Source organism: uncultured Romboutsia sp., assembly GCF_958366745.1.
Lineage (GTDB): Bacteria > Bacillota > Clostridia > Peptostreptococcales > Peptostreptococcaceae > Romboutsia > Romboutsia timonensis.
Map to the genome: position 1 here is coordinate 1 of NZ_CATXCO010000011.1, position 22,384 is coordinate 22,384.

The following is a 22,384-nucleotide window of genomic DNA, read 5'->3' on the forward strand; positions in this document are numbered from 1 at the left end:
AGAAGTATCATCAAAAGATGGAACGTTTAAAAAAATTCTTAGCCAAGAAAGTAATACATTTACTATAGATAATATAAAATACACTGTTAATTCAACAGGTAGTGCTGAAATAACATCTAAACAAGATGCAAGTAGTGTAGTACAAAAGATGAAAACTTTTGTAGATGATTACAATAAAATCATGGACAAAATATATGACCTTGTAACAGAGAAAAAAGACTCTGACTATTCACCTTTAACAGAAGCTCAAAAAGAAGAAATGAGTGAAGATGAAATTAAAGACTGGGAGAAAAAAGCAAAGCAAGGAATACTTAGAAATGACTCTGAAATGAGAAGATTCATGGATTCAATGCAAAATGCTATATTTGGAGACAAAATGAATATTCTTAATGAAATGGGGATTTCAACTGCTGAAGATTATAATAAAAGAGGTCAAATATCTTTAGATGAATCTAAATTTACAGAAGCACTTGAAAATGATTCACAAAAGGTTTATAAAGCTTTTGCAGGTGGTTCAAATAGTATGATGGAAAAGATGAAATCAACTGTAAAAAATTATGTTGGAGGGGCTTCATCTGTATTTGCCCAAAAAGCTGGACTTGAAAAAACTGCATCTGTAGCAAACAACTTTTACTCAGAACAATTAAAAAGACAAGCAGATATTATAAAAAATCTTAAAAGTAAAATGCATGACAAAGAAGACAAGTTATACTTAAAATTTGGTAATCTAGAATCACAAATGAACAAGCTTAATTCACAAATGAATTACTTTGCACAAGCATAGTAGAAAGAGATAAACTATGGATAATATAAAATTATATAAAAAAATAACTTTAGAAATTATACAGTGTTTAAAAGATGATAAAATAGAAGAATTAGAAATTCTTTTTGAAAAAAGAGAAAAAATCTTACAAGAAGAAAAAAATAATAAAAATTTTAAGGATTTAATGATTAATATTGGAATAATTGATTTAGACAGAACTATAAAAAATTTATTAAATCAAAATATGATTAAAATAAAACTAGAAATACAAAAACAAAAGCTTTCTACAATAACTAATAATACTTATATAAATAATAACCAACAAAAAATAAATATTTTTAATGCAAAAGTATAAAGTATTAAAAAAATATACCGTATATATATATTATAAGAAATACTTGGCCAAGTATTTAAAATAAAATGACAAGGATGTCAAAAATTAAAAACTAAGGAGAGTACACAAATGAGAATAAATACAAACTTAAATGCTATGATAGCAACAAACCAAATGTCTAAAAATACTGCATTAGCAGGATCTTCTATGGAAAAATTATCTACAGGTTTAAGAATAACTAAAGCTGGAGATGATGCTGCAGGACTAGCTGTTTCAGAAAAAATGAGAGCTCAAATAAGAGGTATGGAACAAGCTGAAAGAAACGTACAAGATGGTATATCTATGGTTCAAACTGCTGAAGGTGCTTTAGAAGAAGCTGGAAACATAGCTCAAAGAATGAGAGAGTTAGGAGTACAAGCTGGTAACGACACATTATCTAATGAAGATAGAACTAAAGTAAAAGAAGAATTAAAACAATTACAAGATGAAATGAGTAAAATAGCAACAGAAACTAAATTTAATGGAAAAGAATTATTAAATAAAGCTGGAGCATCATTTACTATCCAAGCTGGAGCTAATTCAGAAACAAGAAAAATAACAACTGCAAATTTATCAGGTATAGCAAATGGTTTATCAACAATTAGTGTTTCAAGTTCTACTGATGCACAAAGTTTTGTTACAAAAGTAGATGCTGCATTAGAATCAATAAATGCTGCAAGATCAGAATTAGGTGCTATGCAAAATAGATTAGAATATACTGCAAATAACTTAACTACAAGTACTGAAAACTTAACTGCTGCAGAGTCAAGAATAAGAGATGTAGATGTTGCTAAAGAAATGGTTACATTATCTAAATTAAACATATTAAATCAAGCATCACAAGCTATGGTTTCTCAAGCTAAGCAACAACCAGAATCTGTTTCTCAATTATTAAGATAATATTAAATTTAAAACTAAGGGGTAAAGCATATGCTTTACTCTTTATTTTTAAATTTGATAACTATAAGGAGAAGAAATATGTTATTAAGTATTGTAATGATGGTAAAAAATGAAGAAAGATATTTAGATAAAACACTATATGCATTAAATGATTTAAGAAAGGATATAAATACTGAACTTATAATACTAGATACAGGGTCAACTGATAGTACTGTAGAAATAGCTAAAAAATATACTGATAAAGTTTATTTTTCAAAGTGGAATGATAATTTTGCAGATATGAGAAATATATCTATAAGCTATGCAAGTGGGGATTGGATTTTAATATTAGATGCAGATGAAGAATTAATTAATTATGATAAATTAAAAGAGTTTTTTAATTCAGATAACCACACAAAGTTCAACTGTGCAACAATAGAGTTAAAAAACACTTTTGATGAAAATAATAACAAATATAGTTTAGCATCTATTCTTAGAATTTTTAAAAATGTAGATGGTTTTAGATATGATGGCGCAATACACGAACAACCAAAATATAAGGGGCCTGTATATAATGATATAGCATCTTTTTATCACTATGGGTATATGTATGGTGATGAGGAGATTAGAGAAAAAAAAACTGAAAGAAATATGAAGTTACTATTAGAAGAGATGCAAAAAAATCCAAATAATCCATATAATAATTATCAATTAGGTAAAACTTATATTTCGGATTTAAAAATTAATGAAGCACTTTATTATATAGAAAAGTCATATGATTTATATAATAAACAAGATAAAATTCCTTTATTTGTAATAGGCACTTTACTTAGATTGTATGTAGCATTGAAGTTATATATAAAATGTGAGAATTTATGTATAAAATATATAAAAAATGATAAAAAAAATATAGATGTATACTATTATTTAGCTACAAGTCAAAATAATTTAGGCAAATATAAAGAAAGTATTAAAAATTATGAAAGATATTTATATCTTTTAGATAACTATAATATATCAACACAAGCTAATAATATGGAGGCTGTTTTAGAAACGGGTGAAAATAAAGAACTTGTAAAATCTGTAATTATAGAGCTTTATGATAAATTAGAAATGTATGATAAGATAGTAAGAAGTTTAGATGATTTAAGTGAAGAAGCTATAAAAAATGTTTATTATATAGTTTTTAAAGCTTTATATAAATTAAATAGTGAGGAAAAAATACTTGAACTTTATAATAAATACCCTAAATTTAACTACAGTAAAAGTGATTTTAAATATCACTTAGAGGAATTTTTGAAGACATTAAAAGAAGAAGAAAAAGAAAATATTTATAAAATATTTTCAAATATAGAAGGTAATTATGGTATTTTAAATAGTTTAAGATTAGGTAAAAAAATATCATTATCAAATTATAAAGAAATTTTATTAAAAGAAGATGATATTTATTATGGAGAAGTACTATATTATGCATTAAGGGATGGTTTTAAAATAGAAGAAATCTTAATAAATATAAGTTATTTTAAAGTTGAAAAATATATAACTTACTTAATTGTAAATAAGAAAGAATTTATATTAAAACTTTATAATTACTTAATTTCATTAAAGAATACTTTAGATAATAAAAAGTTAAGCATATATTCTAATTTATCTAAAGCCTTATTAAAATATGGAAATTTAAAAAATGATAAATATGAGAAATTATTTTTATTATATGTAAAGTATAGCTATGATTATATAAAAAATATATATAATCAAGATTTATCTGATGAAGAACTTTTAAATATACTTAAGGATAAAGATGATATATTTATAGTGAAAGTTAATATTTTAGAAAAAAATAAAAATAAAGATTTATTAAAATATATAAATAATATGAAAAAATTATTAAATAATTATAGAGAATATAATGATGGTATAGAAATATTAATAAATAAATTTGAATCTGAATTTGAGGAAAGCGAAGAATTAAAAACATTAAAAAAACAATACAAATCTATTGTTGAAAATAGCATAAAGTCTAATAACTTGGATGAAGCTACGTCGATGATAACAGAGTATGAAACTATGTTTAGTAAAGATAATGATATATTAAATATGAAGGGGATTATAGCTATGCACAATGAAAACTTTAAAGAAGCGGAATTATTATTTAAAGAAGCTACCCTTCTAGAAGTCAACTATAATACTATGTTTAATATAGCATATCTAAAAGAATCCATAGGAGAAATAAATGAAGCAACAAGTTTTTATAAAAAAATAATATATAATTGTGAAGATAAAGATATAATGTTTGATTCACAACAAAGACTAAAATTTTTAAATAGATAAATTGTTGCATTAAGTGTAATATCTAAAAGTAAAAGATAGTTCATAAGTTTGTATTACCGTGATAATAATCTTAAAACGGCTGTATATGAAATTAAATAAAATTTATAAATAGATTACTATAAGTTTATTAAAATATTTAGAATTGATAAAGGTTAAGAATTTTAGGATTATTATGAAATTTAGAAGAGGTAGCTTATATGGAAATAAATATAGTTATAAAAACTGGTAATTTATATGAAGAAATAAATAAAAATATAAATTATATCTTGAGTAAAATAAATAAAAAAATAAACATTATATTTGTTAGTTATGATTCTAAATGCAATCAAAATTTAGTATATGAATCATATGGTGAATATGAAAATATAAAAGTTGTAAAATATAAAAATTATAATTATGGGTTTATAAAAAATTTTATTATTAGTTTAAAATTGTGTAAATATATAACATTTTTAGATATAAATAATATAAAAGAAATAAATGATATTAGTAAAATTTACACAGATAATGAAGACATATTAATTTTAGATTTAGAAAATAAAAAAGAAATATGCACAGATAGACAAATATATATATACAAAAATAAATTTTTATTAGATTTAGATTTATTTTTTGATAAAAATATATTGGAATTTGATTACTTACAAATCATAAAAAGTATATATTTTGCTAGTAAGATAAAATATATCAAAAATAAAAATACAATAGAAGATAATATTCTTATAGGGGGAAAGATATTTGAAACATTCACAAAAATATTTATAAATAATAATAGACAGAACTTTAAAAATAAATCTTTTATTATCTATATTTATGACATTTTAAATTTTATGGATAGTTATAATTTATATAATGAAAGAAAATATTTTGTTAATGAAATAAAAAAGGTAATTTTAGATATTCCAATTGATTTAAGGATTCAATTAGAATCACCTAAATTATATTATTTAAATAATCTAAAAAAGGATAATACTAAAAATTTATTTATAGTTCATACACTGTATCATATATTATTAGCTGTTAGTTTATGTACTAGTAATGAATACAAAATATTTGATAACCATATTTTTATAAATAAAACATTTGATATAAGTGATGATTTAATAAAAAAATTAAAATATATTTTCAAAAAAATTTATATGATTGATTTGCCAAAGGATACAACTTATATAGAAGAGTTAACTTATATAAATGAGTTGTTAGAAAATAATAAGTATGAAAATATATTTGTAAATAATGAATCTGAAGTAAAAACTCAGTATATCTTAACCACAAGATTAAATACAGATGGAAAGATAATATATGTTGAAGATGGAATGGCTAATTATTGTAACATAGTTAACCATAAGTTTGGTATGGGAATCCATTTAGCTAATACTTTTTCTGAAGAATTAAATATGAATATAGAAGATATTGATTTATTAGGAATGTATAGTTGTATAAAAGAAAGATATTTTTTATATCCAAATTTAATAGTAGATAAATTAAAAGATAATAAGAAAAATAATAAAATAGAAGAAAATTTATTAAATGATTCCATAACTATATTATACTCTAATAAAATTTATGAAATTAAAAATAATAGTATACTTATAGCTTTAGAGCATAGCAGTTTTTTTGATGAAATTAATGAATACAATTTACATGATTATATAAATATTATTGAGAAAATATCTAAATATGCAACAAAATTAAATCATAATATTTATATAAAATATCATCCTAGAGAAAATAATGAATACTTAAATGAATTTATATTAAACAACGATAATATGTTTTTATTAGATAAAAACATACCTATGGAAGCATTTTTTAAGGATAAAAATATAATTTTAATATCATTAAGATCAACATCGATAATTACATTTTGTAAAATACTAGGTCCTAAAAATGCAATATGTATTCAAAATTTAATAAATAAAAATAAAGATGATTTATATACTGCATTTGGTAAACTAGGCGTATTTTTCCCTAACTCAGTAGAGGAAATAATTTTAAAAATAAAAAATAATGTGTAAAAAAAATTATATATATATAAGACTTCAAGTAACGAACAAAGTCATTGGAAGTATTAAATATTTAGCAAGCCCATAGCTCATGCAAAGTGAGTTATTTATAGAAAGAAGGTGGACATTATAATTAAAGTCAGTATAGTTATTCCAGTATACAATGTGGAAAAGTATTTAGAACAATGTATAGAAAGTGCTATAAAACAATCATTAAATGATATTGAGATTATTTGTATAAATGATGGTTCTACTGATTCTAGCTTAGAAATATTAAAAAAATATGAAAAAAAATATAGCAACATAATAGTTATAAGTCAAGAAAATAAAGGTTTAAGCGCAAGTAGAAATGTGGGTATAAGAAAAGCAAAAGGTAAATATATATACTTTTTAGATAGTGATGACTTTATAGATACTAATTCTATGGAACTTTGTTACAAAGAATGTGAAAAATACAATTTAGATATGGTAACTTTTGATGCAATATGTTTTTTAGATAAAGATTATGTAGGTAACGATATAAATGAGGATTATGATAGGCGCGATTTACTACCTAAATATATGTTAACAGGTGAAGAGTTTTATGTAGTATCTAACAAGAGTGGTGGATATAAGGCACCTGTTTGGCTAAATTTTTATAATACTGAATTTATACGAAAAAATAAGTTATTCTTTGTAGAAGGAATATACCATGAAGATGAGATTCATACATGTCATTGTCTATTAAAGGCAAAAAAAATTAAATATATAGATAAAAAATTTTTTAATAGAAGAATTAGGAATAATTCTATAATGACATCAAATTTTAATAAAAAACATATATATGGAAACTTTGAAGTATTTAAAGAATTATACAAAATATATTGTATTTATAATTATGATATAAATACAGAAGTTGGAAATACACTCTATCAACATGTAAATTTACATGCAAAAAGTACTTTAAGCAGATGTGACTTTTTGAAAGAGAAAAATATAAGAAAAGAAGTTGTAGAATTTTTAAATAATAATACTGATATAGTTGACATAAGTACAGATATTTATGCAAATAAATTATCTTTATATTATAGTTTGAAATAAATATAATATGCGAACAATATGTTTTGATGATAATGAATATTTGAATATGAGTATTTTTCTATTATAAACTAAGGTATAAAATAATAGTATAATGTACTTTAATTTTATATCTGATGTATTTATTATAAAATATGATTAAATTTTTATACTAGAACTATAAAATTAGTTTTAAAGTAATAGATGAGTATTGTAAGGAGAGCATATATGATTACATTAAATAAAATAAGAGAATTAGTATTAAGTCAAGAACAAGAATTGGAAAAATTAATATTTGAATATTTCTTACAGAAGGATATAACTAATTATCATAATAGCAGCTTTAATAAAAATGATAAAAAGAATGAAATAAAATTAAGTATAGAAGACATGATTTCACAAGGAAATTTAGAAAAAGCTAAGGAATTACTTTATAAATATAAAGAGATATCTGGTAAAGATGCTAGTTATTATTCAATTGCAGGAATAATTTCATTAAATGAAAATAACATAGAAGATGCATTTGAAAAATTTACTAAAGGGCTTAATATAGATAATACAAATTCAGATTTACTTTATAATATAGCATATTTAAATTTGGTAGTGGGAAATACTGATGAAGCCTTAGAATATTATAAAAGATGTATTAATAATACTGATGATAAAGATTTAATAATAGAAGTAACCGATATAATAGATAAATTACAAGATAAAATATCACATACTTTAATAACTTTTGGATTAACGAAAGAAGAAAGTATGAATTTTAAAGGTGAAAATAGAGTAATAGCTTTAATAGAAAATGATAATTTAGAACATGAAAATAATTATGAAGAAAATGGAATAATAAATTATGAAGTTAATTCAAAAAAATCAAAAGATATTTTAGGCTATTTAGTTAGAAGAAATAAAAATTGTATAATAATATTTAAAGATATAGATAAAATAGATTATATAAATAATTTTAAAAATAGTGCCCAAATAGCATATTATCAAAATAAAAATTATTATACCGATAAAAGTAATTATTTAAATCACAATATAGACATGTATCTTGAAAAGGAAGTTTGTAATACTTGCGAATTTATATTTACAAGTGATATAAGTGTATATAATGCAAAAAAGATTATTGAAAGAAGAAATAATGTATATCTTATAGATGAAAATATAGGAAATGAATTTACCATAGATTATATACTTCAAAATATAGGAAAAGACTACGAAAGAGGATTTGAAGATAAATTAAGAGAATATTCAAAGAATTTAGATGATATATATATAAAATCATTGTATTTAATAGCAGCAGAAAGTAATAATTTAAATAATAGTATAAAAATAGCTAAAACGATAAATGATGAATATAAAACAGAAGAGTCATATTTATTATATATAACTTTACTTAATCAAACAAAAGATTATAATAATTTAATAATACATGTTATAAATAGTGAATATATAGAGGATATATATAAAGCTGAAATTTTATATCTAAATTCTATAAAAAATACTGACTTAATAAGTTTTATAGTTAATATAACTACAAATAATTATAAAATGGCAGAATTACAGTTACATGATGAGATTAATTATAAAAGGGCACTTTATTATTTTGAACTTAATGAATTTGATCTTTCCTTAAATAAATATAATGATATACAAAATAGTGAATCAAAATTTATAAACTCACCTCTAGTAAATAGAAATATAGCATACTTGTTATATGCAAATAGAAATGAAAATTATGAAAAATTTTATAATTTTTATAAAGAATTAATGGAGATTTATAAGTAATAAAGAGAGGTGTTTTTTTTGATAAACGTAAGTATAGTTATACCCGTATACAATGTAGAAAAATATTTAAAGCAATGTTTAGAAAGTGTAGTAAATCAAACTCTAGATAAAATAGAAGTTATATGTATAAATGATGGTTCAACAGATAATAGTTTAAATATTTTAAAAGAATATGAAAAAAAGTATAATAATATAATAATAATCGATCAAGAGAACAAAGGTCCAGGATTTGCAAGAAATATAGGTATGAAAAGGGTATCAGGAAAATATATTTATTTTTTAGATAGCGATGACTATATAGAACTTAATGCAATGGAGATATGCTTTAAAGAGTGTGAAATTAACAAATTGGATTTTATAACATTTGATAGTAATGTACTTTATGAGGATGGATATAGTAGTTATGACTTACGTGAAATTGATAGAAGTGATATTTTAGATTCGAAAATATGTAGTGGTAAAATTTTATTTAATAAAATGATGGAAACTCATGGTATGTATTATGAATCATGCTTAAATTTTTTTAATAAGGATTTTTTAAATAAATTTAAAATAAAATATAGAGATAATTTAATATATGAAGATGTAATAAAAACTGTAAATAGCTATATATGTGCGAATAGGGTAAAATATGTAGATAAAAAATTATTTAATAGAAGAGTAAGAAATGATTCTATAATGACAAGTTGTAAGACTAAAAATAATATAGTTGCACATTATATGTGCGCCAATGAATTATATGATTTATATATAGCTAAAGAAAAAGATCTTGATAATAGGTCCAAGTTAAACTTTATAAAATGTATAGAGGAATTTTATATGAAATCTACAATAGATAGTTATATTTTAAATGAATATGATTGTATAAAAAATATAAAAATAAGTATAAAAAAAAATAAAAAAGTAAATGGCATTTTTTTAGATATGTTAATTAATAAGCCAATTTTATTGGCTTTGGTAAAGAGGAACTAATTAAAATATCAATGGATTATTAAGAAAATTTATCGTAAAAATATGATTTTTGTATTTGAAATTAAAAATATAAGCTTTATACTATAGTAAATATAATAAAGAATATAAATTTCAAGGATCTTAGATATAAAAACCATAGTGAAACTTATTATATTTATTATATATAGTAGTAAAATTTGGTGTTATATTTTTGTGATGATTAAATAATAATACAAACTATCAACTATAGGTTTTTAGTTCAATTGTATTTAAAAAAATCAAATCAAATGAAGCTTGTAATATATGGGAGAGAAGAATGAATGTAAATAATGAAAATAAATTACAGGAATTAAGTTTATATGTTAATATAAACTTAAATAATATGAATATACAAAAACAACAAAATGCAAAAACATACAATAAAGATAATAATTCATTAAACAATATAAATAAAATAAAAAGAAAAGTTAATATAATGAATTATAATCAAAGAGAACTACAAAGTCGTATATCAGATATACAAATTCAAGAAGCTAAAATTGAAGAAATGGAAAAAACTTTACAAGATGCAAAAAATATATACTCAGAAAATATAAAAGATGAAAAAAAAGAATCATCAAATATAAAAGTAAAAATAAAACAACTAGCTAAAAAAGAAGATGAATTAAATTTTAAATCATACGAAGAAATTAATAGCAAAAATACTGATAATAAACTAGAAGATGAGAGAATAATATCAATAATAGAAGAAACACTTAAGAAAATAGATCAAGTAAAAAATAAGATATCTATATATAAAACAAAACTTATGATTTTAGAAGATAGTGTTGATAAGGCTGTATCAAAACTATATTCTAATAAAGATTCTATACATAAAGATTTTATAAATGAAGAATTAGGATTTATATCTATAGAAAATAATATTGAAACTGGAATTCTAATTAATATTGCAATATAAATTCTAAATTTAGAAGCATAAAATTAAAATAAATTATAAAAGGCTTGAGATTTATAATTTATTTTAATTTAAATTAATTACTATTAATGTAAAAATAAATATAATTTTTATATATTAAAGGAAATAGTCATTTTATGTAAATTTAAAATGGCTATTTTCTTTTTTTATTTAAAATACAAAATTATACAACTTATAAAAATGAATACATATAAAAGTTATGCAAAAGAATGTCGAAAAATATATGGAAATATATGAAAAAAACGAAAAACGTAGAAAAATGTCGAGAAAAGTAGTATAATAGGTCGATAGGAAATTTAAAATTTAAATAAAATATTATAAAAAGTTTTTGTAGGAGATGGACTATGGATATATATGGATTAATGAAAATGGGGTTAGATGCTACAGAACTAAGAAATAGAACTATAGCAAACAACATTGTAAATATAAATACCCCGAATTATAAAAGAAAGTATGTTACTTTTGAGGACAGTTTAAAAAATGAAATGGATAATGCGAAAATTGAGGTAAAAGTTGATAAAGATTCCGTAGTAAGGGAAGACGGAAATAATGTTGACTTAGAAAGTGAAAAGGTAAATCAAGCTGCTGCAAGCCTTCAATATAATGCAATTGTAAGTTTGACAAATACTAAATTATCTATGACAAAAAGTGTAATATCAGGGAGGTAATTAAATGAGTGTTTTTAATGGAATGAGAATAAGCGCTAGTGGTTTATCTGCCGAAAGATTAAGAATAGATGTTATATCTTCGAATGTTGCTAATGTAAAAACTACTAGAACTGAAAATGGAGGGGCCTACGTTCGTAAGATAGCAAGTTTTCAAGAAAACTATGATGAAAAATTAGGTATGTTAGGAGTTAAAGCTGTTTCTATAGAAGAAGATAAATCTCCTCTTAGAAAGGTATATGAACCAAATAATCCTGATGCAGATGAAGAGGGATATGTAGAATATCCAAATGTTGATTTGCTAGTAGAAATGTCAGATTTAATATCTGCATCTAGAGCATATGAATCAAATATTGATACTTTGAATGCTCAAAAAGATATGATTTCAAAAGCTCTTGAAATAGGAAAGTAATATATGGAGGTGCAAATAATGAGTTTGATAAATATGTCAAGTGTTAATTTTGATTCAAAGATGTTTTTAAATCAGATTCAAAATAACACTATAGATAATACAAATAAGAATTTAAATGAAAGTGATAAGGTTAATTTTACAGATGTATTAAACAATGCAGTAAATAAAGTTAATGATAGTCAAGTTAAAGCTAATAATGACATTGAAGCTCTTATAAAAGGTGATGATATAACAATGCATGAGGTTATGTTATCTACTCAAGAAGCTCAAATTTCTATGCAGCTCATGTTAGAAATGAGAAATAAATTATATGATGCATACAAAGAGTTAAGCTCAGTTCAACTATAGTTTTATTTTATAAAGGAGTGAGCAAATGAATGTAAAGGATATTATAAATAAGATTAAAGAGTTTATAAGTAAAAAAATATTGGACTTTAAAGCCTTAAGTAAAACTAAAAAGCTAGCTTTAGTAATAGCTTCTGTAGCAGTAATCTTATCTATTGTATTTGGTGTAAAGTACATGAATAACAACAAGTACAAAGTTCTTTTTTCAGGTTTGAATTCTACTGATGCAGCAAGCATAACTAAAGAACTTGAAAGTGAAAAAATAGATATGAAAATACAAGGTGATAGTATACTTGTTCCAAAGGATAAGGTCGATGAATTAAGATTAAAACTATCAGAAAATATATCTAATGGTTCTAAAGGTTATGAGCTTATGGACGAAGGTTCATCATTTGGTATGACAGATGAAGAGTTTAAGATAAAGAAACAAAGAATGCTACAAGGCGAGATTGAAAAGACTATAAAGACATTTTCTCAAGTGGCAGATGCAAGAGTTCAGATTATAAATGGTGAAGAATCTGTATTTGCTAAGGAAACTCAACCAGGGTCTGCTGCAGTAACTATAACTCTAAACCCAGGAGAAAGTTTAGATATAAGTCAAGTAAGGTCTATTATGTCTTTAGTTTCTGCAAGTTGTGAAAATATACCCAAACAAAATGTAGAAGTAGTTGATCAAAATATGAATCTTTTATCTGAAGGTTTATATGATGAAAATGGAAAAGAGCAAGCTACCAACTCAAGTGGACTATACATAGCTAGAAAAGCAGAAAAAGAATTAAATTCAGATTTAGAAAGAGCTATATCTTCAGTACTTGAGTCTATGTTTGGGTCAGGTAAAGTTGTAGTAAAAGTAAATTCAGATTTAAACTTTGATACTAATGAAATTACTGAAATAAAAATTGATCCAAATAAAGTAGCAATAAAAGAGAATAAGAAAGAAAATACAACATCACAAGATGATGCTGCTGGTGGTAATATTGATAACAATATGAACACTGTGGGTGGCAATGATACAAACTTAAATACAAGTAGAGAAGAAAGTATTGAATATGAAACAGGAAGAACAGAGTCTAAAACTATAAAGGCACAGGGCGAAATTAACAAGATTACAGCATCAGTTGCTATTAATGGAAATTTAAATAATAAGACTCTGCAACAAGTAGAGGATATAGTATCTAATATTATTGGTGTTGATAAAAATAGAGGAGATAGTATATCTGTTGTTGGAATGCCATTTGATACATTAGCTAATGAAGATGACAATTTAGCAGTTAAGGATGATATAAATAAGGTGATGAAAATAGTGGCAGTTGTAGTAGGAATATTATTGTTATTAATAGTAGGAATAGTAGTTTATATGTACATGAAGAAGAAAAATTCAGATATTGTTGAAGAAGATTTCGACGACAGTGAACATCTTGATATTATAAATCAAAAAATACAAGAAATGGAAAAAACTAGATCTACTGAGGATGAAGAAGAAGAAAGTATATCTTTAGAAGAAGAAGTAAGACAATACGCATCAGAAAATAAAGAGCAAGTTACAGACTTAATTAGAAATTGGTTAAGTGAGTAATACAAAGGGAGGTGCTTATAATTGGAAAAAGAAAGTGTTAATTTAGGAAATGCATTTGACTTGGGGGATATACCAAAGGTTAGAAAAGTTACAGGTGCTAGAAAGGCAGCTATTTTATTAATTACACTAGGTGCAGATGTAGCAGCTGATATAGTAAAAAACTTGCCTGATCAATATATACAAAAGATAGGTGTAGAGATATCAAATATTCATAAAGTAGGAACAAGAGAGAGAAGAGAGATTCTACAAGAATTTATAGAAGTTAATAAGGGACAAGATATTGTTCTTCAAGGTGGTATGGACTTTGCAAAATCTCTTCTTAATGGAGCTCTTGGCAATCAAAGGGCTAATAAAATATTAGAAGGTATAAAGTATGATACGTGTACAAAATTATTTATGGCTGCTAGAAAGGCAGAACCAGAGCAAATTTTATCTTGCATACAAGGTGAAAGTACGCAAACGATAGCAATTATACTTTCGCATCTTCAACCAGATAAAGCAGCAGTGGTTTTAAGTGAAATACCAGATGATATAAAACATGAAGTTTCTCTGAAAATAGGGGGAACTTCATCTATATCTCCTAATATTATAAAGGCTATAGATGAAGCTGTAACAAACAAGCTATCTAAATTAGGTCAAAGAGACCTTGAAAAATCAGGTGGAGTTGACAGTTTAATAGATATATTAAGTAATGTTGATAGAAAAACTGAAAAGAGCATTATTAAATATATTGAAGAAAATAACATAGAATTAGCAGAAGAAATTAAAGCTAGCATGTTCGTATTTGATGATATCGTAAGACTTGAAGACACAGCTATACAAAGAATTCTTAAAGAAGTTAATGTTAAAGATATTGCATACGCACTTAAAGGAGCATCGAATGATGTTTCAAATGCTATATATAGAAACCAATCACAAAGGGCTGCTGCTGCATTAAAAGAAGAGATAGAATTACTTGGAAAAACTAAGGTTTCTCAAGTTGAAGAATCTCAACAAAACATAGTAAACATAATCAGAAAGCTTGAAGAAATAGGAGAAATTACATTAACTAGAGGTTCAGATGAAGAATTCGTCTTATAGTAATAATATAATTAAGTCTGATTATGTAAAGGTTAAGGGTACAGTTTCTTTAAACTATTTTAACTTCAAGGAAAAAGAAGAGTTACCTGTTAATGAAGAAGTTGAGAATCATAATGAAAAGAGATTAGAGCTATTAAGATTAGAAGAGAAAATAAATCAAAAGCTTATAGATGCTCAAATTAAATATGATGAAATTTTAAATCAAGCTAATACTGAAAGTGAAAAAATATTAGCTGAAACGAATCAGAAAGCTGTGGAAATAGAGAAAAGAGCATATCATGAAGGTTACGAACAAGGTACACAAAATGGATATGAAGATGGCTACAAAGAAGCTTATGAAGACAACATAGAAAAAGCTAAAAATGAATCATCTGAAATAATTGATAAGGCAAATAAAATAATGCTTGAAGCTAATAATCAAGTTGCATCTTATATAAAAAATAATAAAAAAAATATTTTAGCTATGGGAATATCTATTGCGGAAAAGGTGCTAAGAAGAAATTTTGAAGATGAAGAATCTATGGATTTATTAATTTTAGATGTAATAAAGGAATATGAGTTAAAAGAAAACTTTGTAATACGAGTTAATCCTATTTATAAAGAAAGTTTAGATAAACAAATTTTAGAATTAAAAGAAAATAATCTTATTAATAAAGACGTTTTTATTTTATCTGATGAATCAGTTGATAAAGGCAATGCACTAATAGAAAGCTTGAATGGAAAATTAGTCATTGGCATTGATGATGTTATTGGAAAAATAAAAGAGGAGTTGCTATGATTGATATAGATTTCGAAAATGTAATAAATAAAATTAATTCTATACCTAAAATAACATTTGAAGGAAAGGTATCAAAGGTTATAGGTCTTACAGTAGAGGTTGAAGGTATAAAGGCATTTGTGGGAGAGCTTTGTATAATCCATAACAATATGGGAGCTGAAATCCAATGTGAGGTAGTTGGATTTAAGGAAGACTGTGTAATACTTATGCCGCTAGGAGAACTTGTAGGAGTTAGTCCTGGATGTAAGGTTATTGGTAAAGGAGTTCCGCTAAATGTTAGATGTAGTGATGAACTTTTAGGAAAGATATTAGATGGTCTTGGACATCCAATTGATGGAGAAGCAATATTAGATGGAGAAAATTACAGTTTATCTAATGAGCCACCAGACCCTATGAAAAGACCAAGAATAACTAATATAATGCCGACTGGAGTACGAGCAATAGATGGATTTTTAACTTGTGGAGAAGGTCAACGTATTGGGATATTTGCAGGAAGTGGAGTTGGAAAAAGTACAACTCTTGGTATGATGGCTAGAACAGCAGAAGCAGATGTTAACGTAATAGCTTTAATAGGTGAACGTGGTAGAGAAGTTTTAGACTTTATAGAACGAGATTTAGGTGAAGAAGGTATGAAAAAGTCAGTTGTAGTATGTGCTACATCTGATAAATCACCTTTAGTAAGACTAAAAGGAGCACTTACTGCAACATCTATAGCAGAATATTTTAGAGATAAAGGTAAAAAAGTACTTCTTATGATGGACTCAGTAACTCGTTTTGCTATGGCTCAAAGGGAAGTTGGTTTAGCAATAGGAGAGCCTCCAGCACAAAAAGGTTATACTCCATCGGTGTTTGCGATGTTGCCTAAATTAATGGAAAGAACGGGTATGTCAGATAAGGGGTCTATAACGGCATTTTATACAGTACTTGTTGATGGTGATGATTTTAATGAACCTATTGCAGACACAGTAAGGGGGATACTTGATGGGCATATAGTTTTATCTAGACAATTAGCACATAAAAATCATTATCCGGCTATAGATATTCTTAATAGTGTAAGTAGGCTTATGAAAGAAATTGCAACAGAAGAACAAAATAAGGCAGCTTCAAAGGCAAGAGACATATTAGCAACTTATAAAGAAGCTGAGGATTTAATAAATATTGGTGCTTATGAAGAAGGATCAAATAAAGAAATAGACTTAGCTATTAAATATATAGGTAATGTTAATTCATACTTAAAACAAGGTGTTAATGAAGTATCTCAATTCGAAGTAAGTAAAAGTAAATTAATTAATATGCTTGACTAAAGAGGAGATTATAGATGAGCAATTTTAAGTTTAAATTACAGAAGCTATTAGATATAAGAGTTAATGAAGAAGAAGAGAGTAAGTTATTTTATTCTAAGGCTCAAAATCAAAAAAATATAGTAGAAAATAAGCTGCATGAATTAGAAAACAATTATAAAAAGTATTCTGATATAAGTAGGGCAAAAGACACTATAAGTCAAAAGATTACTATGAACTATTTATCTTATCTTAACACTACTATAAAAGACACAGAAAAAGAACTTGAAGCTAAAGAAATTGAACTTGAAAAAGCAAAAAAAGATTTCATAGATAAAAGAATAAAAAGACGATCTTTAGAAGTGCTTAAAGAAAATAAAATTTTAGAAGTAAAAAAAGAAGAAGAACGATTAGAGCAGATTTCTAATGATGAATTTGCTTTATATGGATATATAAGAAAAACTTCAAACTTATAATAGAAAGGTGAATGTATGATTAATATAAACTTAAGTAATATGGTGGGGGATAGTAGTTTATCACAAAGTAAATCGGTAAGTTCTGACAGTTTATCTACATTCAAGGATTTTATTAGTGAATTTAAGTTAGAAGATGAAAATAGTGGAACAAATACCAACAATAAAGAGGATGTTGATGAAAGCTTAATATTGTATAATTTAATTTATACCTTATATGAAAAGTTTAATATAGCAGAAAAAATAGATAGTTTAACAGATTTAGAAAATATAAAATCATCATTAAATTCTAAACTAAACTTAAACGAAGTTGAAAATACAAAAAATATTTTAGATGCTATTGAAAACTTACATACAAGTTCAGAAAGCAATTATTCATTAGAGTTAAATAATAATGATATGAAAGAAATTATAAACAATATTAACTATCTTATCAATGAAGGCAGAAATAATTCAAATAAAATCAATGAAAGCTTAAATTCACTAATAGATAAAATAAAAAATCAGATAAAGGATTTAGACAAATCAAGCCAAGAAGACAGTATGTATGAAAACTTAGATACAGTAGGAATTTTAAATCAATCTAAAATAGATGAATATAAAAATTCTAAAGGTACAAGTAATGATATTGAATATTTAGAAAATATTGTATCATCTGATGATAATTCATATATAAATTCCTTTGTAGGAATTAATGAATTTAATACTGTATATAGAAATAGCACAAGTAACGATATACCCCAACCAGTTACAGAAATTAGGCAAGAGTTTATAACAGAAGATATTATTAAATCTGTAAAGTATATGAAAAATAGTGATTTAGAAGAGCTAAATGTAAAACTTAATCCAAGAAATTTGGGAGAAATAAGCATAAAGTTATCTAAGAATAAAGAACATTCAAATTTATTAATAACAGTTGATGATAATAACATATTAGACCTTGTAAATAAAAATATAGAAGATATAAAAAAGCATCTTAATGATACAGATATCAATATAAAAGACATTGTTATAAATGTAAAGTCAGAAAATGAAAATTTATTTTCTGATAACTTAAATAAAGAGTTTAATCAAGACAGAAGGTTTAATCAAAACAATAGTAATAAGAATAAAAAAAATAATAATCAAATAATAGAAGAATTACACAATAGTGAACATAACAAAGATGACGATAATTTAAACATATTAATTTAATGAAAGTGAGGACTAATAAAAATGACAAGCATAAACACAGGTACCTCAATGAATGATACTAGTAGTTTAAGGTCAAGAGCTGTTAATAAAACTGAAAATGGAACGACTATAGTTTCAGGTAATGACAATTCAGATAAAGATTTATTTCTTAAACTTCTTGTAGCTCAAATGAAAAATCAAGATCCATTTAACTCACAAGATCCTACGCAATATATTACTCAGTTAGCACAGTTTAATATGCTTGAGCAATCAATGGCTTTAAATGAAAATATAGAGTATTTAATAGGAATGACTAATGGGATTTTAGCAAACTCGGCAGTAGGAAGTGCAACTAATCTTATTGGAAAAGAAGTTGAAGTATATGCACCAATTGAGAGTGGACAAAGGGTAGATGAAGACGTAAAAACAATATCTGGAAAGGTAGAAAGTATACACATTAAAGATGGAGTTGTATATATGAACGTTAAAGATTCTCAAAGTGAAAATATAATCGAAGTTGAGTATGGAGCTCTTATAAAGGTAAATGGTTAATAAATATAATTTTAAATATATAAACGGAGGAGAAGTAGTATGTTAAGATCGATGTATTCAGGAATAAGTGCTATGAAATCAAATCAGACGAAAATGGACGTTGTAGGTAACAATGTAGCAAACGTAGGAACAACAGCATATAAAAAGACAAGCACAAGATTTGCAGATGCACTATATCAAAGTTCAATATACCCAAGTGCACCAACAGCTACAAGTGGAGGGGTTAACCCAGGGCAAGTTGGTATAGGTGTTAAAGTAAGTGGTATATTAAAGAACATGGTACAAGGTTCATTACAAACAACAGGAAGAGATACAGACTTAGCTATTGATGGAGATGGATTCTTCACTGTTGAAGTAGGTCCAAATCAAAAGGGATATACAAGAGATGGATCTTTTAGTTTAGATATGAATGGAAACCTTGTAACATCACAAGGTTATAAGGTTTTAGGTGAAGGTGATAATCCTATATTAATACCAGAAGAAGTTGAAAATGCTAATGGTGTTAATCAAAAAGTAGTATCATTTAACATTGCTAGTGATGGTTCTATTTCATATTTGTTAGCTGATGGTACAAAAATGCCACAATTAGATGTTGATGGAGCTGTAATAAAGGGAGATAAACAAGTTTTACAAATATCAGTATTCCAAAATGATGAAGGTTTAGAGCAACTTGGAGGAAATATATATGGAGAAACTGCAAACTCAGGCGAACCAATAAAGAACCCTGTATTTGGAAAGATAACTCAAGGTGCTATAGAAATGTCTAACGTTGACTTATCAGAAGAATTTACAGAAATGATAGTTACAACTAGAGCATTCCAAGCAGCAAGTAAAGTAATAACTACTAGTGATGAACTACTTCAAGAAATTGTAAATCTTAAGAGATAATAAGAGGTGGTAGAGAATGAAGAAGAATGATATTCTAACACCAATAGGATTAGTATTAGCAATAGGATTTATATTCTTTGCTATAGCACAGGGGAAAGGTGGAGTTGGTATGTTTATCGATATACCATCATTCCTTATAACTGTAGGAGGTTCATTTGCAGCAGTATTAATAACTTTTGATTTAGATACTGTAAAGAGAATTCCTAGTGCATTAAAAATGAGTATAGTTTCACCAAGCGTTAATAAAGTTGATTTAGTTGATCAATTCAAAGAACTTTCAAAAATAATTAGAAAAGATGGAATACTTGCAATAGAACAACAAGTAGCTGAAATGGAAGACCCATTCTTAAAAAAAGGTCTTGAATTAATTGTTGATGGTGTAGATGCAGAATCGGTAAAAGAAATATTAGAAATAGAGTTAAATGAAAAAGAAAAAGTATATGGCAGTAGTTCTAAGATATTCAAACTTTGGGGATCTTATGCACCTGCCTTTGGTATGGTTGGTACACTTATAGGTCTTATACAAATGCTATCTGATATGGGGTCACCAGATGATATAGCTTCGGGTATGAGTACTGCACTTATAACTACACTTTATGGAGCATTATTTACTAATATGATATTTAACCCAATTGGATTTAACATTGAATCTAAAGGTGAAAAAGAAATAGAGTATTTAGAAATGGTAGTTTGTGGATTACAAAGTATACAAAATGGTGACAGTGTAAGAGCAATGGAAGAAAAATTAATAACACACTTAAATGAAAAAGATAGAAAAGCATATTATGAAAATTCATCAAGTGAGGTTGCTTAATCATGGCTCGTAAGAAAAAAAAGGATGATGAAATAAGAACCGATGGATGGATGGATACCTTTGCAGACACCATGACATTGCTACTAACATTTTTTATACTACTATATTCGATATCAGCAGTAGACAGTGAAAAACTAAAAAAATTATCAGAGGCATTACAATATTCTTTAACAGGTGATTCATCTATTGAAGAAGTTCAAAGTATAGATGATTTAAAGGTTGAGCTTGAAAAAGGTACTAAGTATGAAGATTTAGCTGCAAAGCTAAATGAAATAATAGAAAAAAATTCTCTTACAGACGAAATTAAAATAAGAGAAGAAGAAAGAGGAATAGTACTTCAAGTTGATGAGTCAATATTATTTGATTCAGGTAAAGCAGAAATAAAAAGTGAGAGCATAAATGTTCTTGATACAATAGCTAAAATAATACAAGAAACAGATAATGAAATTGTTGCAGAAGGAAATACAGATAATGTTCCTATAAATAGTGCAGCATATAGGTCTAACTGGGAGCTTTCTACAGAAAGAGCTTTAAGTATAGTAAGGTATTTAATAGAAAATAAAAATATAAATCCTAATAGAATTTCGCTTAAAGGGTATGGAGAATTTAATCCTATTGTTCCTAATGATACACCTGAAAATAAAGCTAAAAACAGAAGAGTTGATATTTTAGTAGTTGAAGAAAGAGAATCAAAAACTGAAAATAAAAACAATAATGTAAAAAATAAGTAATAAAGTTTGAGGAGAAAGTTAAGAAATAGGAAGGGAAAATAAATTATGTTGCATTATATAATAAACTTAATAATATTTATACCTATTACTATTATTTTAATAATAGCTTCAATAAAGTTAACTAAATTTAACTCAGATAATATTAATAAGCATAAGTATGTTAAAGTCCTAGAAAGAACTAACTTAAATAAAGATACAAGTATATTTGTTTTAGAAATGGGTGATGAAGGATGTGTACTAGCTTCATCACCTTCTAAAACTGAAAAAATAAAAGTATTAAGTAAAGAAGAAATAGCTCAAATATATGATATGAAAGAAAGCTATGGGATAGATTTATCACAAATAGATGTTGATAAATTTAATATATCTAACTTTGGATTAAAGAACAAAAAAAATAAAAAGAATATGTTTTCAAAAAAGAATAAGTCAAAATTTTCAAACTTTAATAATTCGGATAGACTTTTATTTAATAAAAAATAGAAATTACTAGA

The 22,384-nt window shown here is 25.1% G+C and carries 23 protein-coding genes; all 23 read left to right on the plus strand.

The annotated features are described in order from the left end of the window. A partial coding sequence (fliD, locus tag Q5F54_RS01875) for a flagellar filament capping protein FliD (RefSeq protein ID WP_302333905.1) occupies positions 1-784 on the plus strand: 784 nt, incomplete at its 5' end. 16 nt (positions 785-800) lie between these two features. Continuing rightward, positions 801-1,118: a hypothetical protein gene (locus tag Q5F54_RS01880; protein WP_302333906.1), complete on the plus strand. Its 318-nt coding sequence runs from the start codon at positions 801-803 to the stop codon at positions 1,116-1,118. 108 nt (positions 1,119-1,226) lie between these two features. Continuing rightward, positions 1,227-2,036, plus strand: coding sequence for a flagellin (locus tag Q5F54_RS01885; RefSeq protein ID WP_302333907.1), 810 nt, complete (start codon positions 1,227-1,229; stop codon positions 2,034-2,036). Positions 2,037-2,114: 78 nt separating this feature from the next. Continuing rightward, positions 2,115-4,346: a glycosyltransferase gene (locus Q5F54_RS01890; RefSeq protein ID WP_302333908.1), complete on the plus strand. Its 2,232-nt coding sequence runs from the start codon at positions 2,115-2,117 to the stop codon at positions 4,344-4,346. A gap of 197 nt (positions 4,347-4,543) precedes the next feature. Further along, positions 4,544-6,364 carry a polysialyltransferase family glycosyltransferase gene (locus Q5F54_RS01895; RefSeq protein WP_302333909.1) on the plus strand — a complete coding sequence of 607 codons (1,821 nt, stop codon included), beginning with the start codon at positions 4,544-4,546 and terminating at the stop codon, positions 6,362-6,364. 108 nt (positions 6,365-6,472) lie between these two features. Next, the gene (locus Q5F54_RS01900) at positions 6,473-7,432 is read left to right on the plus strand and encodes a glycosyltransferase (RefSeq protein ID WP_302333910.1); all 960 of its coding nucleotides are present in this window, start codon (positions 6,473-6,475) and stop codon (positions 7,430-7,432) included. Positions 7,433-7,636: 204 nt separating this feature from the next. Beyond that, positions 7,637-9,199 carry a hypothetical protein gene (locus Q5F54_RS01905; RefSeq protein WP_302333911.1) on the plus strand — a complete coding sequence of 521 codons (1,563 nt, stop codon included), beginning with the start codon at positions 7,637-7,639 and terminating at the stop codon, positions 9,197-9,199. Between the two features lie 18 nt (positions 9,200-9,217). Beyond that, positions 9,218-10,171 carry a glycosyltransferase gene (locus Q5F54_RS01910; RefSeq protein WP_302333912.1) on the plus strand — a complete coding sequence of 318 codons (954 nt, stop codon included), beginning with the start codon at positions 9,218-9,220 and terminating at the stop codon, positions 10,169-10,171. Between the two features lie 295 nt (positions 10,172-10,466). Continuing rightward, positions 10,467-11,108, plus strand: a complete 642-nt coding sequence (locus Q5F54_RS01915; RefSeq protein ID WP_302333913.1) for a hypothetical protein — start codon at positions 10,467-10,469, stop codon at positions 11,106-11,108. 362 nt (positions 11,109-11,470) lie between these two features. Beyond that, complete coding sequence (locus Q5F54_RS01920; RefSeq protein ID WP_281538652.1) at positions 11,471-11,794, plus strand: flagellar biosynthesis protein FlgB; 324 nt, start codon at positions 11,471-11,473, stop codon at positions 11,792-11,794. A 4-nt stretch (positions 11,795-11,798) separates the two neighbouring features. After that, positions 11,799-12,203, plus strand: a complete 405-nt coding sequence (flgC, locus tag Q5F54_RS01925) for a flagellar basal body rod protein FlgC (RefSeq protein ID WP_071119218.1) — start codon at positions 11,799-11,801, stop codon at positions 12,201-12,203. Between the two features lie 18 nt (positions 12,204-12,221). Beyond that, the gene (gene fliE, locus Q5F54_RS01930; protein ID WP_195906790.1) at positions 12,222-12,551 is read left to right on the plus strand and encodes a flagellar hook-basal body complex protein FliE; all 330 of its coding nucleotides are present in this window, start codon (positions 12,222-12,224) and stop codon (positions 12,549-12,551) included. A 25-nt stretch (positions 12,552-12,576) separates the two neighbouring features. Then, entirely contained in the window at positions 12,577-14,124 is a 1,548-nt protein-coding gene (gene fliF / locus Q5F54_RS01935; RefSeq protein WP_302333914.1) for a flagellar basal-body MS-ring/collar protein FliF, read from the plus strand. Between the two features lie 21 nt (positions 14,125-14,145). After that, the gene (gene fliG, locus Q5F54_RS01940) at positions 14,146-15,204 is read left to right on the plus strand and encodes a flagellar motor switch protein FliG (RefSeq protein ID WP_242873370.1); all 1,059 of its coding nucleotides are present in this window, start codon (positions 14,146-14,148) and stop codon (positions 15,202-15,204) included. After that, positions 15,185-15,982, plus strand: a complete 798-nt coding sequence (locus Q5F54_RS01945) for a FliH/SctL family protein (RefSeq protein WP_302333915.1) — start codon at positions 15,185-15,187, stop codon at positions 15,980-15,982. Before fliG ends, Q5F54_RS01945 begins: the two co-directional genes overlap by 20 nt. Further along, entirely contained in the window at positions 15,979-17,286 is a 1,308-nt protein-coding gene (gene fliI / locus Q5F54_RS01950; protein WP_281538650.1) for a flagellar protein export ATPase FliI, read from the plus strand. The genes Q5F54_RS01945 and fliI overlap by 4 nt, the downstream gene beginning before the upstream one ends. A 14-nt stretch (positions 17,287-17,300) precedes the next feature. Further along, positions 17,301-17,738: a flagellar export protein FliJ gene (gene fliJ / locus Q5F54_RS01955; RefSeq protein ID WP_302333916.1), complete on the plus strand. Its 438-nt coding sequence runs from the start codon at positions 17,301-17,303 to the stop codon at positions 17,736-17,738. A gap of 15 nt (positions 17,739-17,753) precedes the next feature. Next, positions 17,754-18,929 carry a flagellar hook-length control protein FliK gene (locus tag Q5F54_RS01960; protein ID WP_302333917.1) on the plus strand — a complete coding sequence of 392 codons (1,176 nt, stop codon included), beginning with the start codon at positions 17,754-17,756 and terminating at the stop codon, positions 18,927-18,929. Between the two features lie 21 nt (positions 18,930-18,950). Next, entirely contained in the window at positions 18,951-19,460 is a 510-nt protein-coding gene (locus tag Q5F54_RS01965) for a flagellar hook assembly protein FlgD (RefSeq protein ID WP_294131662.1), read from the plus strand. 39 nt (positions 19,461-19,499) lie between these two features. Further along, complete coding sequence (locus Q5F54_RS01970) at positions 19,500-20,348, plus strand: flagellar hook-basal body complex protein (RefSeq protein ID WP_302333918.1); 849 nt, start codon at positions 19,500-19,502, stop codon at positions 20,346-20,348. Between the two features lie 16 nt (positions 20,349-20,364). Continuing rightward, complete coding sequence (locus tag Q5F54_RS01975; RefSeq protein WP_288247604.1) at positions 20,365-21,162, plus strand: motility protein A; 798 nt, start codon at positions 20,365-20,367, stop codon at positions 21,160-21,162. Positions 21,163-21,164: 2 nt separating this feature from the next. After that, a complete protein-coding gene (locus Q5F54_RS01980) occupies positions 21,165-21,893 on the plus strand; it encodes an OmpA family protein (RefSeq protein WP_302333919.1) in 729 nt (242 codons plus the stop codon). Positions 21,894-21,938: 45 nt separating this feature from the next. After that, positions 21,939-22,373 (plus strand): hypothetical protein, encoded by a 435-nt coding sequence (locus Q5F54_RS01985; RefSeq protein ID WP_071119228.1) that lies wholly within the window; start codon positions 21,939-21,941, stop codon positions 22,371-22,373. Positions 22,374-22,384: the final 11 nt, after the last annotated feature.

Coding starts and splice junctions, on each gene's coding strand:
- Q5F54_RS01880 (WP_302333906.1), top strand. CDS start 801: ATGGATAATATAAAATTATATAAAAAAATAACTTTAGAAATTATACAG.
- Q5F54_RS01885 (WP_302333907.1), top strand. CDS start 1,227: ATGAGAATAAATACAAACTTAAATGCTATGATAGCAACAAACCAAATG.
- Q5F54_RS01890 (WP_302333908.1), top strand. CDS start 2,115: ATGTTATTAAGTATTGTAATGATGGTAAAAAATGAAGAAAGATATTTA.
- Q5F54_RS01895 (WP_302333909.1), top strand. CDS start 4,544: ATGGAAATAAATATAGTTATAAAAACTGGTAATTTATATGAAGAAATA.
- Q5F54_RS01905 (WP_302333911.1), top strand. CDS start 7,637: ATGATTACATTAAATAAAATAAGAGAATTAGTATTAAGTCAAGAACAA.
- Q5F54_RS01915 (WP_302333913.1), top strand. CDS start 10,467: ATGAATGTAAATAATGAAAATAAATTACAGGAATTAAGTTTATATGTT.
- Q5F54_RS01920 (WP_281538652.1), top strand. CDS start 11,471: ATGGATATATATGGATTAATGAAAATGGGGTTAGATGCTACAGAACTA.
- flgC (WP_071119218.1), top strand. CDS start 11,799: ATGAGTGTTTTTAATGGAATGAGAATAAGCGCTAGTGGTTTATCTGCC.
- fliE (WP_195906790.1), top strand. CDS start 12,222: ATGAGTTTGATAAATATGTCAAGTGTTAATTTTGATTCAAAGATGTTT.
- fliF (WP_302333914.1), top strand. CDS start 12,577: ATGAATGTAAAGGATATTATAAATAAGATTAAAGAGTTTATAAGTAAA.
- Q5F54_RS01945 (WP_302333915.1), top strand. CDS start 15,185: ATGAAGAATTCGTCTTATAGTAATAATATAATTAAGTCTGATTATGTA.
- fliI (WP_281538650.1), top strand. CDS start 15,979: ATGATTGATATAGATTTCGAAAATGTAATAAATAAAATTAATTCTATA.
- fliJ (WP_302333916.1), top strand. CDS start 17,301: ATGAGCAATTTTAAGTTTAAATTACAGAAGCTATTAGATATAAGAGTT.
- Q5F54_RS01960 (WP_302333917.1), top strand. CDS start 17,754: ATGATTAATATAAACTTAAGTAATATGGTGGGGGATAGTAGTTTATCA.
- Q5F54_RS01965 (WP_294131662.1), top strand. CDS start 18,951: ATGACAAGCATAAACACAGGTACCTCAATGAATGATACTAGTAGTTTA.
- Q5F54_RS01970 (WP_302333918.1), top strand. CDS start 19,500: ATGTTAAGATCGATGTATTCAGGAATAAGTGCTATGAAATCAAATCAG.
- Q5F54_RS01975 (WP_288247604.1), top strand. CDS start 20,365: ATGAAGAAGAATGATATTCTAACACCAATAGGATTAGTATTAGCAATA.
- Q5F54_RS01980 (WP_302333919.1), top strand. CDS start 21,165: ATGGCTCGTAAGAAAAAAAAGGATGATGAAATAAGAACCGATGGATGG.
- Q5F54_RS01985 (WP_071119228.1), top strand. CDS start 21,939: ATGTTGCATTATATAATAAACTTAATAATATTTATACCTATTACTATT.